At 59.7% G+C, this 15211-nt stretch carries 16 protein-coding genes; 8 read left to right on the plus strand and 8 right to left on the minus strand.

From position 1 onward, the window contains the following. Positions 1-205 precede the first annotated feature (205 nt). Positions 206-721 carry a DinB family protein gene (locus tag HDF16_RS17580; RefSeq protein ID WP_184219460.1) on the minus strand — a complete coding sequence of 172 codons (516 nt, stop codon included), beginning with the start codon at positions 719-721 and terminating at the stop codon, positions 206-208. A 73-nt stretch (positions 722-794) separates the two neighbouring features. On the opposite strand from HDF16_RS17580, the gene murA reads away from it, so the two are divergent. The 3 genes from murA to HDF16_RS17595 all read left to right on the plus strand — a co-directional run bounded on the left by murA (position 795) and on the right by HDF16_RS17595 (position 3448). Next, positions 795-2081 (plus strand): UDP-N-acetylglucosamine 1-carboxyvinyltransferase, encoded by a 1287-nt coding sequence (gene murA / locus HDF16_RS17585; RefSeq protein WP_184219463.1) that lies wholly within the window; start codon positions 795-797, stop codon positions 2079-2081. 172 nt (positions 2082-2253) lie between these two features. Further along, positions 2254-2709: an antitoxin Xre-like helix-turn-helix domain-containing protein gene (locus HDF16_RS17590; protein ID WP_184219465.1), complete on the plus strand. Its 456-nt coding sequence runs from the start codon at positions 2254-2256 to the stop codon at positions 2707-2709. Continuing rightward, a complete protein-coding gene (locus HDF16_RS17595; protein WP_221312871.1) occupies positions 2696-3448 on the plus strand; it encodes an RES family NAD+ phosphorylase in 753 nt (250 codons plus the stop codon). The genes HDF16_RS17590 and HDF16_RS17595 overlap by 14 nt, the downstream gene beginning before the upstream one ends. Here HDF16_RS17595 and HDF16_RS17600 read toward each other — a convergent pair. The 6 genes from HDF16_RS17600 to HDF16_RS17625 all read right to left on the minus strand — a co-directional run bounded on the left by HDF16_RS17600 (position 3445) and on the right by HDF16_RS17625 (position 8943). Then, positions 3445-3996, minus strand: coding sequence for an NUDIX domain-containing protein (locus HDF16_RS17600; RefSeq protein ID WP_184219471.1), 552 nt, complete (start codon positions 3994-3996; stop codon positions 3445-3447). The two genes, HDF16_RS17595 and HDF16_RS17600, sit on opposite strands and share 4 nt — an antisense overlap. 93 nt (positions 3997-4089) lie before the next feature. Then, a complete protein-coding gene (locus HDF16_RS17605) occupies positions 4090-5952 on the minus strand; it encodes a CocE/NonD family hydrolase (RefSeq protein ID WP_348641348.1) in 1863 nt (620 codons plus the stop codon). Positions 5953-5964: 12 nt separating this feature from the next. Continuing rightward, positions 5965-6312: a low molecular weight protein tyrosine phosphatase family protein gene (locus HDF16_RS17610; protein ID WP_184219474.1), complete on the minus strand. Its 348-nt coding sequence runs from the start codon at positions 6310-6312 to the stop codon at positions 5965-5967. Between the two features lie 20 nt (positions 6313-6332). Further along, positions 6333-6602, minus strand: a complete 270-nt coding sequence (locus HDF16_RS17615; RefSeq protein WP_184219477.1) for a CDGSH iron-sulfur domain-containing protein — start codon at positions 6600-6602, stop codon at positions 6333-6335. Positions 6603-6680: 78 nt separating this feature from the next. Then, positions 6681-7397, minus strand: coding sequence for an MBL fold metallo-hydrolase (locus tag HDF16_RS17620; protein ID WP_348641349.1), 717 nt, complete (start codon positions 7395-7397; stop codon positions 6681-6683). An 82-nt stretch (positions 7398-7479) separates the two neighbouring features. Continuing rightward, positions 7480-8943, minus strand: a complete 1464-nt coding sequence (locus HDF16_RS17625) for a carbohydrate porin (RefSeq protein WP_184219483.1) — start codon at positions 8941-8943, stop codon at positions 7480-7482. Between the two features lie 138 nt (positions 8944-9081). On the opposite strand from HDF16_RS17625, the gene HDF16_RS17630 reads away from it, so the two are divergent. Then, positions 9082-9360, plus strand: a complete 279-nt coding sequence (locus HDF16_RS17630) for a metal/formaldehyde-sensitive transcriptional repressor (protein ID WP_184219486.1) — start codon at positions 9082-9084, stop codon at positions 9358-9360. Positions 9361-9713: 353 nt separating this feature from the next. Then, positions 9714-10484, plus strand: a complete 771-nt coding sequence (locus HDF16_RS17635; RefSeq protein WP_184220763.1) for a thiazole synthase — start codon at positions 9714-9716, stop codon at positions 10482-10484. 37 nt (positions 10485-10521) lie between these two features. Here HDF16_RS17635 and HDF16_RS17640 read toward each other — a convergent pair whose 3' ends face one another. Then, complete coding sequence (locus tag HDF16_RS17640; RefSeq protein WP_184219489.1) at positions 10522-11919, minus strand: hypothetical protein; 1398 nt, start codon at positions 11917-11919, stop codon at positions 10522-10524. A gap of 260 nt (positions 11920-12179) precedes the next feature. Here HDF16_RS17640 and ruvC point away from each other — a divergent pair, with 260 nt between their 5' ends. From ruvC to HDF16_RS17655, 3 genes are all read left to right on the plus strand, one after another. After that, a complete protein-coding gene (ruvC, locus tag HDF16_RS17645) occupies positions 12180-12689 on the plus strand; it encodes a crossover junction endodeoxyribonuclease RuvC (RefSeq protein WP_184219492.1) in 510 nt (169 codons plus the stop codon). Beyond that, on the plus strand, positions 12686-13372 hold the full coding sequence (locus HDF16_RS17650; protein ID WP_184219494.1) for a hypothetical protein: 687 nt from the start codon (positions 12686-12688) through the stop codon (positions 13370-13372). Before ruvC ends, HDF16_RS17650 begins: the two co-directional genes overlap by 4 nt. Positions 13373-13520: 148 nt before the next feature. Next, complete coding sequence (locus HDF16_RS17655) at positions 13521-15188, plus strand: DUF6600 domain-containing protein (protein ID WP_184219497.1); 1668 nt, start codon at positions 13521-13523, stop codon at positions 15186-15188. Positions 15189-15211 lie beyond the last annotated feature (23 nt).

The following is a 15211-nucleotide window of genomic DNA, read 5'->3' on the forward strand; positions in this document are numbered from 1 at the left end:
CTTTCAACGGATCAGCTGCAAGGTCAGTTTAGTTTTTCTATCCGCAAAAGTCATTGCACCTTGGCGTCATCTGCGCGCTAACAATTTTCTGTTGAACAAGAACGTTCAAGAAGGCCGGGAAAGGCTCTTGAAGCGCTTCTCGCGTAAGGCGAACGCAGGCATGGCGACCCTATTAGCTCTTTGGATCAAAAGACAAGGTCTTCCGTCAGGCCAGATACTTTTCGTGGAAGAGCGTCAGATGATGCTCAGCGTGGCCAGCCAGAAGAAATGCCATCGCGCGCACGGTGAAGCTCTTTCCGCTTGCGGTTCCGCTCCGCATCCAGGCATCTGGCGGCAGGTTTCGATAGAGCGTCAAGGTTGAGAGCCTGACCTGGCGAAAATCCTCCAGGTGATCGGCAAGACGCACCCTATCCGCATCGGCTCCGGCCACTGAGACATCCTGGTCGAAGCTGGGCAAAGGGTCGTTCAGGCCGCGGGCAAACCACAGCGCTCGGCCTGCGAAGATGCGCTCCGTATCGGTGACGTGGCTCATGGATTCCCGGATGCTCCACTTGCCGGGAGCGTAGCGATGAAGTGAACGTTCCTCTGACAATTCTCCAAGGAGCTCCTCAAACTGCGGCAGTTGGTTCAGAAGAGCCGCCAAAGGATCGTCGCCCTCCACCTGGTTGATGTAGTTCCAGTGAAACTCCGCTGCCTCGTGCCGCTCCGGTCGTCCGATCATGGCAACACTCTAGCAGAATGACTGAACCACCCCCGCCACCCATTTCCACCCCGAATCCCCATAAACTAAGGAGATGGACAAGTTTGTAGTACGCGGCGGCAACCCGCTTCTCGGCACGATCAAGATATCCGGAGCGAAGAACTCCGCGCTTCCCTGCATGGCCGCCGCCATCCTCACCGCTGACGAGGTCATCCTCGAAAACATTCCCCAGGTCCGCGACATCGAGACCGAACGCAAGCTGCTTGAATCGATGGGTGCGGAGGTCGAGCTGGGCTATGGTCGCGCCCAACATCGGACGTCGATCAAATGCGCTATCCTCTCCGATCCGGTCGCCAAGTACGAGATCGTCAAGACCATGCGTGCGAGTTCGCTGGTGCTTGGGCCGCTCCTCGCCCGCACCGGCATAGCTCGCGTCGCAATGCCGGGTGGCTGCGCCATCGGCGGTCGCCCGATCGACCTGCACATCAAGGCCCTCGAACAGATGGGCGCTGTCGTCACCTACGATCACGGCTATCTTGAAGCGAAGACTGACCGCCTGAAGGGCACGCACATCGTCTTCGACAAGATCACCGTTACCGGGACGGAAGACATCCTGATGGCGGCCACGCTGGCCGAGGGCGAGACCATCCTTGAGAACTGTGCTCGCGAGCCCGAGGTCACCGACCTTGCCGCGCTGCTGATCGCCATGGGCGCGAAGATCGAAGGCGCTGGCACGTCGACGATCAAGGTGCAGGGGGTATCGAGCCTGCATGGCGCGCGCTACCGAATCAACCCGGATCGCATTGAAGCGGGCACGTTCCTCATCGCCGGTGCGATCACCGGCGGCGATCTCATCGTCGACTGCTGCGATCCCTCGCACCTCGGATCAATCATCGGCAAGCTAGAACAGGCGGGCGTGCGGCTCGACGTCGGCACCGATAACATCCGCGTACGCTCCGAAGGCGGCGGCACGCTCAAGGCCGTCGACATCTCGACGGAAGAATATCCCGGCTTCCCCACAGACATGCAGGCGCAGTATATGGCACTAGCGACGCAGGCCGAGGGCATGTCCATCGTGACGGAGAACATCTTCGAGAACCGCTTCATGCACGTGAACGAACTCATCCGCATGGGCGCAAACATCACCGTCTCCGGCCGCACGGCGACGGTGCGCGGAAGGACTCCGCTGCAGTCCGCAGCCGTGATGTGCTCTGATCTTCGGGCCTCCGCGGCGCTGGTCCTGGCGGCACTCGTAGCCGATGGAGAGAGCATTCTCGACCGCGTTTATCACATGGACCGTGGCTACGAGCGCATGGAAGAGAAGCTACGCGGAGTGGGTGCCCAGATCCGGCGGATGGGTGACGTCTTTGGGAAAAAGTAGAGCGACAACTGTCCCGGGTTCAACTCGATCGACTGTGTCAATGGTGAGAATCTGGGGTCTCTCCCCTGCGTTTCGCTTTGGCCGATACGGCGAGCTTTTTCTAAACGTCTAGAACCACGTTGCAATAGCACCTCGATTTCGGTGATAATACATCACGGAATCGAGGTGTTGATTGCCAGCTGCCCTACTCGTTGAACAACTCGCTCCCAGTGTCACCGGCTATCCCTTTGAGCACGCGGCGAACCTCGCGGATGAGCGCGAACGAGCCCGGCTGAGCGCGAGTGCGTTGAAGGCATTCCTCAACATCGCATCCAAGTGGGAGTTAAACGAGGTGCAGTCGCGCGGTCTGCTTGGCGGGGTAGCTTCGTCCACCTTCCACACATGGCGGTCGAATCCGGGCGGTAAGAAGCTCGACCAGGACACGCTTACCCGAATTTCACTGGTGATCGGTATCTATAAGGCGCTGAACATCTACTTCAGCAAGCCATGGTCGGATCGCTGGATCACGCTCGAAAATCGCGGGCCGCTTTTTGCCGGTCGCGCGCCGATTGCATATATGCTGCGCTATGGCCAGCCGGGGATGGTCGAAGTCCGCCGCATGCTGGACGCCTGGCGTGGCGGGCACTAAGATCGCCGTGGCTAGCCCTCCACTCCAGCCATTTCGCAAGCGCGGCGTGCATCGCCTGATCCCTTCGAAGTTCAGTGAAGGTGGAACGGTGCTTGCCGACGTGGCCGACGATGAATCGATGCTCGCCGACATGATGCTGCTCGACGGCGCAACCAACGATCGTATCCAGGGTGAACATCATGGTCTCTCCGGCATCACGCCTTTTGAGTTGGTCTACGGAATTCCGAACGCGCACATCGTGCGAGCGGCATACCTTCATCCCAACCCATTCGGCAGCCGGTTCAACGACGCAAGTCGGGGAGCCTGGTACGCGGCGATCAAGCTGGAGACATCGCTCGCAGAGGTGATCTGGCACCGCGGCGAGCACCTGGGGGAGATCGTCGTGCCGGAGTTACCGGACGAGCGGCCTGACCATGAACTCTCGGAGTACGACGACTGGCAGGCGGACTTCAACACCGCGTTCCATTCGCTTGAGCCCCTGGAAGCTTACGAGGACTGCCTTCAGCACGGTCCCGTGCCACAGTGCTACGTAATTCCGCAGGCGCTCGCCCGCAAACTACTCAGCGACCGCTCGAACGGAATCATCTATCCCAGCGTTCGTCATGCTGGAGGCACATGCGTCGTGTGCTTTCGGCCAGCGCTGGTCTACAACCCTCGCCGGACTGGACGATATCAGATTGAACTTAGAATGGCAGGCGGAGCCTACAGAAGCAGCATCCGCCGAGTGAAGTTCGACTAACGCTGCTGGCCGCGCCAGAGCTTGTAAATTCCCCACGCCGCCACCGTGCAGTTGTCGACGATGGTGCCGTCGAGGATCATTGCTTCGAATCGCTCCAATGGTACGCGGTGAATCACTAGGTCATGTTCCTCAGCGTCAGGTTCAGACTCGCCGGACTTGAGGTCTTCCGCGAGGAAACAGACTTGCTTCTGGTTCATTACGCCGTAGGCAATCTGGAAGGTCGTGAGGTGGGTCATCTTCCCTGCCGTGAGGCCAGTCTCTTCGCGCAGCTCTCCGCGAGCGAGCTCTTCAGGATCGACATCGGCGGTCTCCCATCCCCCCTGCGGAAACTCCAGATGATTTGCAAGGACGGTGTAGCGGAACTGCTCGATCAAATACAGGAATTCGCCTTCGGCTGTAACTTCAAGCGGAATGACGATGCAGGCTGGGTCTTTATCGACGACTCCGTAGATTCCGCGCTGGCCGTTTGCACGCTCGATCACGTCTTCGCGAACGCTCGTCCAGGGATTGCGATACACCTCTCGCGTGCTGATCGTCTTGATCGACATCTCTCGAGCTCTCCTCTTGGGTGCTGGGCGAAACTGCTTTAACCTTAGCAAGCGAAGCGCGCTTTCGAGTGAAGACTAACCCAAGAGTTGCACTTAGTTCGGGCTGAGAAACTCCAGGCGCGAAGGATACTTCGGCGAGCCGTAGATGGTCATGGTCTGAGCCTTGTATGCCCCAGCTGGTGCGGACATGATGTTTGGAACGAAGGTCTGCGGGTTGCGGTCGTAGAGCGGGAACCAGCTTGACTGCACTTCGACCATGATCTTGTGCCCCTTCAGGAAGGTGTGGTCCGCGCCGTGGAGACTCCACTTGTACTCGTTCACTTCGCTGGGCTTGATGGCCTCGGGATGCTCGAAGCTCTTGAGATAGCGCCCGCGGAATATCTCGTCGACGATCATCAACTGATAGCCGTTCATGGGCGCGGGAGCGTCATCGGGGCTTACATCGATCAGCTTGACTACCCAGTCGGCATCGGTTCCGGTGGTTGCGGCGAAGATGTCGGCGACGATGTCTCCCGTGACCGTCACATCGTGGTCGAGCACCGGCGTTGTGAAGTTTGCAAGATCCTTGCGCTCGCTGACGAAGCGCTGGTCTTCCACCAGCCATGGTCTCCATCGCGATCCGGTTCCATAGGTCGATTCAACGGGCCGCGCGCGGAAAGGAATCGGGTCGGCGGGATCGGCAACATAGGCACCGGCAACGGTGTTGTAGTCGCCTGTGGGCGCGATGAATCCAAGCGCATGCTCCGCGCCGAGATAGAGCTTCTCGCCCTTGAAGCCACTGACCGGTGGCCAGACATCGTAATGCTCCCACTGGTTGACGCCGGTACGGAAGCTGGCTACGCCCTTCAGATCGAAGCCACTCTGGCCTTTGAGGTACTTCTCAAAGAATGGAAATTCTATGGTCTTGCGATAGTCTTCGCCCGTGGGTGCGCCAAAGTCTACCGCTCCCAAGTTTTTGCCCGGGCCGCCCCATCCGCCGTGGTTCCATGGGCCGAGCACCATGAAGACTTCGCCCTTCTTATCGTGCGGCTTCAGCGCGGCGTACTCGGCCTGCGTGCCCCACATGTCTTCCTGATCCCACCATCCGCCGACCTCAAGCGTTGGCACCTCGACCTTGGTCAGGTGCGATTCGACGGCCATGTCCTGCCAGAACTTCGTGTAAGCCGGCTGCGTGAGGAAGATCTTCGCGGTGGGCAGATTGCTCATCTTCGCAGCCTCGGCTGCGCCGGCGAAGTTCCCATGTTCAAGAAAGAAGTTGTACTGGTCTTCCTTGGAGTCAGCGGGGACGTCGGTCTTCTGTGCCTCTAACTGCTGCACATAGTCGAAGCCGTAGGTCTCGCGGAAGGCACCGTTATGGAAGAAGTCGTCACCCTTCCATACGTTCGTCATGGGCGCCTGAGGAGAGATTGCTTTCACGGCAGGATGAGCGTCGATGCCGGCCATCATGGCGAGGAAGCCGGGATAAGACACACCGAACACGCCCACCTTGCCGGAGTTGTTGGGCACATGCTTCAGCAGCCAGTCGATGGTGTCGCGGGTGTCGGTGGTCTCGTCGACATCCTGCTTCGAATGGTGCGCGACGATGGGGCGGTTCATCACGAAGGTGCCTTCGGACTTGTACCGGCCACGAATGTCGCAGAGGACGAAGATATAGCCGCTGGCAACCAGCTCCGGCTTGGACATATTGATCCGCTCGGAGGTAGCGTGCTCTGCTCCATACGGCGTGCGCTGGATAAGGAACGGCAGCGACGGGCCAGACTTTTCAGAGCCCACCGGCCGCAGGATGACGACGTGAAGCCTCACGCCGTCCCGGGCAGGGATCATCTCTTCCTGCCGGGTGTACTCGTGATCGTGATGTTCCGGCTTCGCAGCGACATCCTGAGCGAACGATGGCAGAGCAGCGGATAGAGAAATCGAAACTCCCAGTGCGAGAACTGCTTTACGGAATACGGTCACGATTACCTCGTCTCACAAATTCGTACTGCTTGCTGCGCGGCCAAGGTACGGGGCCATCTTCTGTCTCAAAAGGTCCACCAACTCGGGCTGCATGTAGGTGTAACGGTCCAGCACTCCCAGGCAAACGACGGTCTTGTCTTTCAGAGCTTCAGCGAATCTGGTCTGCAAAAACTTCTTCTGCCGCGCTTCCATCACGAAGATGGCGTCCGCCCATTCCACCATTTCCACATCGATTACGCACTCGGCATCCGGAGCAGTACCCGCAGAGCTGGTCTCGATACCGTCAACCCCGGCAAAGACGGCCTCTGCCGACGGCGAGCGAAGACGATTCCTCGCGCAGACGAACAGAAGCCGCTTCATTTATTTCGGTTCTCCAAAGCTTAGCCCAGCGCTACCGGCTCGACCGGAATCGGGCTAGCGTCGCACTTCCAGCCCTCGCGGCCGTGGGTTCCGTCGCAGAACGGGCGCTTGGACGAGAGTCCGCAGCGGCAGAGCGATATCGCCGGCTTGCCTGTCAAATCCCACACATTTCCGTTCACGTCCACCAGTTCAATCAGACCCTCAACCCGGAATGGGCCATTCGGACGAACCGTGATCTTGACCGACGGCACCGGCGTCTCAGCCGCACTCACAACTACTTCTTCAGACATTCAAATCTCCCTCAAAGCCAACCTGCGCTTGATAAGTCAGCATAGCAAACGATTCGTGATCCACTTCGCAGCCGAAGGTTAAGCTTTGACCTTTGCGATGGCCTGACGCAACGCCGGTATGCCGCCCTGACGCACCGGACCGTGGCCGCAGGCAAATCTCTCAATGGGGTAGGCAAGCAGGTTCTCTGCACTGGACACTGCAACTTCGGCGTTCCACGTTACAAATTTGGGAAACGGAAAGAACCAAGGCGCGTGGTTGCTTACATTCAGCTCACCCACCGCCACCAGCGCATCGCCTGCAAACAGTGTTCCATCGCGTTCATCGAGGAACGACATGTGGCCGGGGATGTGGCCCGGCGTGTCGATGCACCTGAGCGAGCCGACCGTCTCTCCTTCAACCAGCAGACGGGTCGGCTTTGACTTGATGCCGGGAGTACCACCTTTGATCTTTCCCGGAGCCTCGCCCGGCCGCATGGACAGATCGGGCGGCGTCCGCAGAATCGGCAGGCTTCGTTCGTTCGAGATCAGTTCAACCTGATCTGCTCCGAGCTTGTTCACCAGCGCATCGACTGAGCCCACATGATCCGTGTGAGCATGTGTCAACAGAATCCGGCGAATCGTCCCGCCAAGCTCCCGCGCAGCATCGAGAATGCCCGCAGCGCTGCTACTGAAGATGCCGGTATCAATCAAAGTGAAGCCGTCATTCTCCCGCACCAGGTAGCAGTTCACGAATCCAAGCCGGTTCAGTTGATAGGAGTTCTGTGTAACCTGGGTCATCTTCATTGCGAGTGGCACCGCCCTTTACTACTGAGAACCATACATGCAGTAAGACTCTTGGATGCGTCTACCGGCGGCCCTGTTCTTCTGCAACGGGCCTCTAAAAATCGATATGCGAGCGGACGCTGAATACGATGACCGGCCCACGCGCCGTGTTGTAGCCCGGATGATCGATGAACTGCGTATCGAAGGCGTAGAAGAGGCCGCGCCAGGCGTGGGCGTTGTAGTAGCCCTCGAGGATGTCCTCGCGGCCATAGCTCAGGTTGCCGTCACCAAGGATGAAGCCATGGCCGCCAAGTTTCAGATACTCCTGGTGATCGTGCTTGATCGCGTTGGTGACGAATGCGATGCCGATCTTATCGAGCGGGCGATTCCAGCGTGATCCTGCATAGTCGCCGCCGACCTCGAAGGTCTGATCAACTTCGGTGTAGGCGAAGGATTCGTGCTGGCCTTCGTTCCAGCCGACTCTGCCGAAGACGCGAAGCTCCTTCGATAGCTCCTGCTCCGCGTTTAACCCGAAGCCGTACTTCACCTCGCTGTTACGTTCGTGAGTGACGATGTCCGGTACCGCGTCGGTGCCTTTTAGGTAGGCGTTGATCGCATCGCGATAGAGACCCATGTGGGCGTGGTTGGCGTATCCCAGAAGGCGGACGACTGTCTTTCGGCCTTCTCCGGCGCCGCTGCGAAGCAAGGGAAATCTAGACTCGAACTCGAAGTTCTGCCCGCTCGCGCGCCGGAGAGCCCAGTCAAGATCGATGCCATTCGCCACAGTGGGCATCAGAGCCAGTGCATAGCGTGCTGTCCATTGCCTGTCGTCGTACTCGGTCACGACACCGTAGGTGTAGCCGCGTGTGTCCGCCGCATAGTCCCATGCGCCGTTGTTGTCCACGGTCCAGTTCATGAACTGGAGATGGCTGTCCGTGCCGATGGAGTTGATGTCGAGCGAATCAGGTAGACCCATCTTGCCGGCGCGGATCTCGAAGCGGCGTTCCGGCACCAGCGTGGCCAGGTTGAAAACACCACGCTGTGCCTCAACCATCTTGCTCGTCAGGCCTATCGTCTGGCGAAGTTGCACCCGCGCAAGATACGGCTTTGATCCGAGGTTCGGATTGCGAACGACGTCGAGGTTGGTAAAGCCGGCGATGCCCAGAGCCTCGCTGAGACCGCGCCCGCCCGCCGATTCAAAGTCCAGCAGGAAGTCCGTCTCAGTGCGCGGATTCTTGCGGAGCTGCATGCCGAGATAGAGCGTGCCGACGAGGGAGACTTTGTATTCCCCTCGATTGATGAAGCTGTTCACGCCTTCGTACGGGGAATGGAAGGCCGGATCGGCCTGAAAGATGATGTTGGTCTGGCCCGCGGCATAGAACCGGGACGTATTGGAGTGCGGGAATACGGTGACCGGAGCGCTCTCAGCCGGAGGCACCTCCGCGCGCGCTGCAGAGTCGGCAGCCGATGACGCCTGCGGGGCATCGGGTATCGTTTGAGCAGAGGCTGTAGGCTGGAGGCCGGAGGCGATCGCCAGTAGCAGAGCCGTCGCTCCCCAGAGTCGCCAGATTGATGTCATAAGCCTTTGATTTTCATGCTTCGAGATGAACGTCGTGCAAAATTGCATGAGGACGGATTCGCTTTCGGCCAAGCGGGTTCAGATATGAAAAGTGTTTATATGAGATTAGTATACCCCGGTAGGGTATAGGCGGGAGCCATGACGAACGACAAACCCGGTAAAGAACGTGTGAAATTGCTGAACCGCGTCAAGCGACTTCGCGGTCAGTTGGATGCAGTGGAACGAACCCTGGCAGAAGACCGCGAGTGCGCGGATGTGCTGATGCTGCTGGCGGCGGTTCGCGGAGGGATCAACGGCCTGATGGCCGAGGTGCTCGAAGATCACATACGGCTGCACCTGCTGCAGGATGGCCGGGTGCCGCTGACGCCGGAGCTTGGGGAGGAGCTGATCGACCTGGTGAGGGCTTATCTAAAGTAGCTCCTACGACCGGGCTTTCAGGCCGTGGCAAGAATGATTCCCGTTTTTCACAGGCTATTTGACTTCCAACTCCCACGGGTCTATTTTCTAGCTACACGGGAAAGGAGGATGGTCCAGCCTATGAAAATTGATTGTTCCAGTTGCACAACGCTACGTGAGGTGACTGAGGCTTAGAGCGTCCTAGCTCTAGTCCCAGCGGTTTTTCTCAAGTATCCCCGCAGCGGCCCATGCACGAGTGTGGACGCCTCAAGTCAATCCCACCAGATCACCGCCGAACGGCCCGCATCGATCCTCGATGCGGGCCGTTCGCTTTTGCGCGACACCCACACTTCCGCCGTAAAATAGTCCACATGATGAGTCCTCTGGTAATCGCGGGAAAGGCATTTCAGTCGCGCCTGATCGTTGGCACGGGCAAGTATAAGGACGGGGCCGAGACCCAGGCTGCCGTCGAAGCCTCCGGCGCGGAGATGGTCACCGTTGCCGTGCGACGCGTCAATCTCGACCGCTCGCGTGAGTCGCTGCTCGACTTCCTCGACCCGGAGCGCTACTTCCTTCTGCCCAATACGGCCGGTTGCTACACCGCCGAGGAAGCCATCCGCGCCGCGCGTCTTGGCCGCGAGGTAGGCCTGTCGGATTGGGTCAAGATCGAGGTCATTGGGGATCAGGCGACCCTGTATCCGGATATCCAGGCCACGCTTGAGGCGACCCGCGTTCTCGTGAAAGAGGGCTTCACTGTGCTTCCCTACACGTCCGACGACATCGTCTTCGCCAAGCGCCTCATCGATGCCGGTGCCGCCGCCGTCATGCCTCTGGGAGCGCCCATTGGCAGCGGTCTCGGCCTGCAGAACACGGCCAACCTTAGGATCCTGCGCGAGCTCATCACCGAGGTCCCGCTGATTGTCGACGCCGGTGTCGGAACGGCGTCGGACGCGGCCCTCGCCATGGAACTCGGCTTTGATGCGGTGCTGATGAACACCGCCATCGCTGCCGCCAGCGATCCCATTCTGATGGCCGAGGCAATGCAGCATGCTGTGCTCGCTGGGCGGCAGGCGTTTCTTGCGGGACGGATGCCGAGGAAGCTTTACGCGACGGCTAGTTCTCCGCTTGAAGGCATCTCCAAGTGAGACGCACGGCGGGCCTCACCACCCGCCGTGCGATCAGTTAGTCATTGTTCTCGTCGAGCTGCAACAGACTCGCCGTGCAGCTTGTCTGTACAGCGCTTCCATTGAAATAACCCTCGTCTGAACCGCTGGTGAATGTCCCGGTTGCGGATGGCCGTGTCAATTGGATGTAATCCGATGCGATGGTTCCCACCCCTAAAAAGTCTGGGTCGGCACTCGTTACGCTGAGCGTCAGCTTCTTTCCATCGGTCGAAACACATCCTGTACCACCCGTCGTTAAGACGACAGTGCTGGCGGTCTTTGTGAAGCCTGACCATGCTGTGCAACCGCCGCCCGCAGGCACAGTAAAGTTCGGTGCGATGAAGGTCGTGCCGCCACCTCCAAAGCCTCCATTCGCTGCGATGCAAACGGCGTTGCCGGTCCCGGTCCCGCCAGGGAAGATCTGAGCCGGGGAGAAGTGGAGGGTCCCGTTCGGGTTCAAGAAGAACCCGGTCTCCTGTGGTCCGGCGCCGCCGATACCGCTGTAGTAAAGGAAGTTCATCGTCGCTCCGGTGCTTGCCGTATTGTTCCCGGTGGGCTCAGTCTCGATCTGGAAAAAAGGCAGCACGTTGGAATTGCTCGAGCTATTGTGGACCGACGATTGAAAGTAGAACGGGAAGGACGGGAACGCTTTCGTTGTCGTGGCATCGGCCGACCGGGAGAAGCCGAGTGAGCCGCGAATGACCGCGTTACCGTTGACGTCCAGCATAGCGGCTGGCAAACGTCCGATGCCTAACCCCGTCGCGTTGACAAAAATATTCGAACTCTCAATGTTGTTGCTGGTCGTGAACGTCGGAATCGTACCCGGCTTACCTCCGAGACTGGTTGTGACATTCGTTACTGCGGCAGGCGTGATAGCTGATTTAACTCCAGCCGGCGCGCTCGAAGACTGGCCCGTTTGACCAGCAAGCACGAAGGCCGAAGCTGGATAGCCTCCAAGCGTAGCCGCGTCCGCAGCCTTCAGCGCGTATGGAACGCTGGTAAACAGGGTTCGAGGCTGGGTTGGTTGCCCCGTAACCTGGACTTCCAGCCATCGGACTTCGCCTGAGCCGAACAGATCGAGAGGGATGCCACTGCTCCGGGTTGAACCGAGGCGGACGGTGTAATGGCCATCCGAATAGGGAACGACAGTCTGGGTTTCGGTATAGATCGGCTCGCCACCAGTCTGGTCTTTGAAGAGAAGAAAGGTCATCGCTGTCTCGCTGCTCAGCGCGCGGCCTTCCCGGTCAACGGCAATCCCTGAGAAAGGCACAAGCGCAGGGACAGCAGTCTGCGCGCTTGCTGCAACCGGCGTGATCGAAGCTACGCTGGACGATTGAAGCTGCGCGAAAGATAGACTACTGGCGAGTGAGACTGAGAGCGCAGAGAGACTTAGGAAGTATTTCGGACGGATCGTCATGGATTCTCCTTGAGACAATTTGAGCGCGACCTGGAGTGTTTCTGGATTGGGATTATTCGGCGGAAAAGAGTCGGGCCGGCTACATCCGCATGGTGAGCCTGAAGCAAAAATCGTTTCCATATAGAAATTATTCGGCGACCGAGTTATTCCATCACCAGGACAAATGACCAGGTTTTTACTTCGGCCTGATACGTATGTGCTTTACCGCGCTCTTTCGCAGGTATGGAAGCCTGTCGATCCAGTTGCGATAAACTTCCACCATGCGCGTCTTCGGCATTGATTGCGGCACCGAGTTCACCGGCTACGGCGTGGTCGAGATGGACCACGAGGCGCGCAACCCGAAGCTTCTCCACCTCTGCGCCGGGACCATCAAGCTGAACAAGAAAGAGACCACGCCGCAGCGACTGGCGCAGGTCTACGCCGAACTGATCGAGCTAATCGCACGGCATGAGCCGGACGTTGTGGCAATCGAAGAGGTCTTTTTCTCCGCCAATGCCAAGTCCGCGCTGAAGCTCGGACAGGTTCGTGGAGTTGCGATGCTTGCGGCCGCTACCTGCAAGATGCCCGTCGTCGAGTATGCTCCGCTTTCGATCAAGAGCGCAGTTGTCGGCTATGGCCTTGCCGCCAAGGAGCAAGTACAGTTCATGGTGACGCGGCTGCTCGAACTCGACGAGATTCCAAAGTCACCCGATGCCTGCGACGCGCTCGCCATCGCCATCTGCCACATCCACACCGCGCAGACGCTGACCCTGCAGGGAGCCACTCGTTGACCGCACTTGTACGAAGCTTTGCCGCAACTTTTCTGCTCCTTGTTCCCTTCGCTGGACTCTCTCAGACGCAGCCCACAGCCTCGGAGGTTTCGTTCCACTTCGAGCATCCAGGTCTACCCGTCCCGATGTTCACCCTCACGGTCGATGAGACCGGCACAGCGCGCTACGAGGCCGAAGAGGCAGCCACCTCGCGAGGAGCCCCGGACGCTGATCCGCCGCCGACGCAGCACATCTCCCGTACCGTCACCCTGAGCAAGGCCGCGACCGAAAAGATCTTCGCAAACGCCCGGGCGCTTGACCGCTTCAATACCGCCTGTGCCTCGAAGGCGAAGAACATCGCCGACACGGGCAGCAAGACGCTGCACTACTCCGGCTATGGTGGCGACGGAAGCTGCACCTATAACTTCTCGGAGAACAAGAGGGTCGTCGTGCTCACCGAACTTTTTACCGGCATTGCTCGGACGTTGGATGTGGGCCGAAGGCTGGACTTTCAGCATCGGTTCGACCGGCTGGGGCTGGATGCCACCATCGCCAGCCTTGCCGAAGAAGTGGACGCTGGCAGAGCTGTTGAGGTGAGTGTGATCACGCCGACGCTGCGCTCGCTGGCCGACGACGGCGACTTGTTGCAACGGGTGCGTCAGCGGGCGGCGCGGCTATTGCAGGCAGCGCAATCACCCTCGTAACCAACGCTCTAGACCCACCTGCGTTACCGCCGCCAGATTTTTTAGTCCCGGTGCCCGCTGCAGCACGTCTAATTTCTGTCGCCTGTGTTTCCATGAATTGTGCGACGAGAGCGCACGACTGTAGCGCAACACAATGGGAGTTGCATCAATGTCCCTCTTTCCTCTGCTTACCAGCCCGAAGTCCCTCTTCTCCAACCACAGCAAGGCCGTGTTTCTGGGGACCTTTGCCGTTCTCGTGGCTCTTGCAACGGGGACTGTCTTCGCTGAAGATGCCAAGCCTTTTCGCACGGCGCGGCTAACCTATCTGGCGGGCGATGTGCGTGTGGAACAGAATGGCACGTCGTCGGGATCAAAGGCGGTGGTGAATCTGCCCCTGGTTGAGGGTGCGGTGCTGTCGACCGGCGACGACGGACAGGCGGAAGTGGAGTTTGAGGACGGCAGCCTGCTTCGGTTGACGCCGCACTCCGGCACGGGACTGGTGAACCTCGGCATCGACAGCAGCGGCGAGTATCAGACCCGCATCGCTATCCTGGGCGGACTGGCGTACGTAGAGCTGCGCGGTGGGACGAAGTATCACTACCTGGTTGACGCGGGTGGGGACGAGCTTTCTCCAGTGGAAAATGTAATTGCGCGCATCAACTTCGATCAGCCACCAGCGTCGATCTCGATCTTGGATGGAAGCGCGCACCTAGTTGCAGCCAGCGGGTCAGATGTCTCGGCTACGGCTGGGCAGACAGTGCGAGCAGGCGATGAGTCCGAGGGGGGAGCATACATGGCTAGGGAGATCGTTGCGCCGGAGAGCTGGGACCAGTGGAACCTTGACCGCGATGCGGCTGCCGCGGGCGAGTCGGGGAGTGAGACCGATGTGCGGTCGAAGTATGCGGGTGACCAGGGGTATGGCTGGTCTGATCTCGACGCGAATGGAAACTGGTACAACGTCCCCGGGCAGGGCGAGATGTGGCAGCCGGATGCTGCAGCGCAGTCGGTTGATGATGGCAGCGATGACGCTTCGGCTCAGACCTCGTTCGATCCCTACAGCTACGGAAGCTGGGCGTATACGCCTGCAGGATACGTTTGGGCGTCGGGCTACGGCTGGGGATGGCTTCCCTACCACTGCGGCAACTGGAACTACTGGGACGGCTTTGGATGGGCTTGGAGCCCAGGGCTTAACTGCGGGGCATTTGGCTTTGGCGGCTACTCGGACGGCGGTGTGTACATCGGCCGCGCTCCCGTTTACTACAAGAAGCCCGGACGTCCTCTGCCAAAGCCGGGGCCGGTCCATCCGATCCTTCGCGGTCGTGGAGGGCCAATGCCGGTTGCGCCCGTTCACCCCATCAAGCGACCCAATTCGAACAATCCTGATCCCAACAGGCTTGAGCGCCGCGATACCGGAGAGCGCGTGATCGCTGGCATCCGAGTGATGCCTCTTCCTCGCGCGGGAGGCCAGGTTCCAGCGCACGATGCATCGAGCAACGCTCGCGCGACGGTGGGAGCGGGGCTGCGGCGAGACTACGCCGCCGACCCGACCGGAGCTCCGGTAACGGGCGTGCAGCCCTCGACGTTGTATGGTTCTCCGTCATCGAACGCGCGAGCCCCGTGGCATCCGGCGCAGTCGACGGACGGAACAACGCGTCAGTCGACGGTCGTGCAGAGGCCTGGCTACTCGGCGCCCGAAGGTGGCAGCCGTCCTGTGCCTGTCGTGCGGTCAGCGCCGGTTCTTCCGCAGCGCCCTCCCGCTCCGGCTCCAGCACCCCGGGCGGCTCCCGCGCCGGCTCCGCGCCCCGCTCCGGCTGCGTCTGCCGGCCACCCGAAGTAAGCCGGGCGAAGGCATACTGGAGA

Origin of the sequence: Granulicella aggregans, from assembly GCF_014203275.1 — a bacterium.
In the GTDB taxonomy this organism is placed as follows: domain Bacteria; phylum Acidobacteriota; class Terriglobia; order Terriglobales; family Acidobacteriaceae; genus Edaphobacter.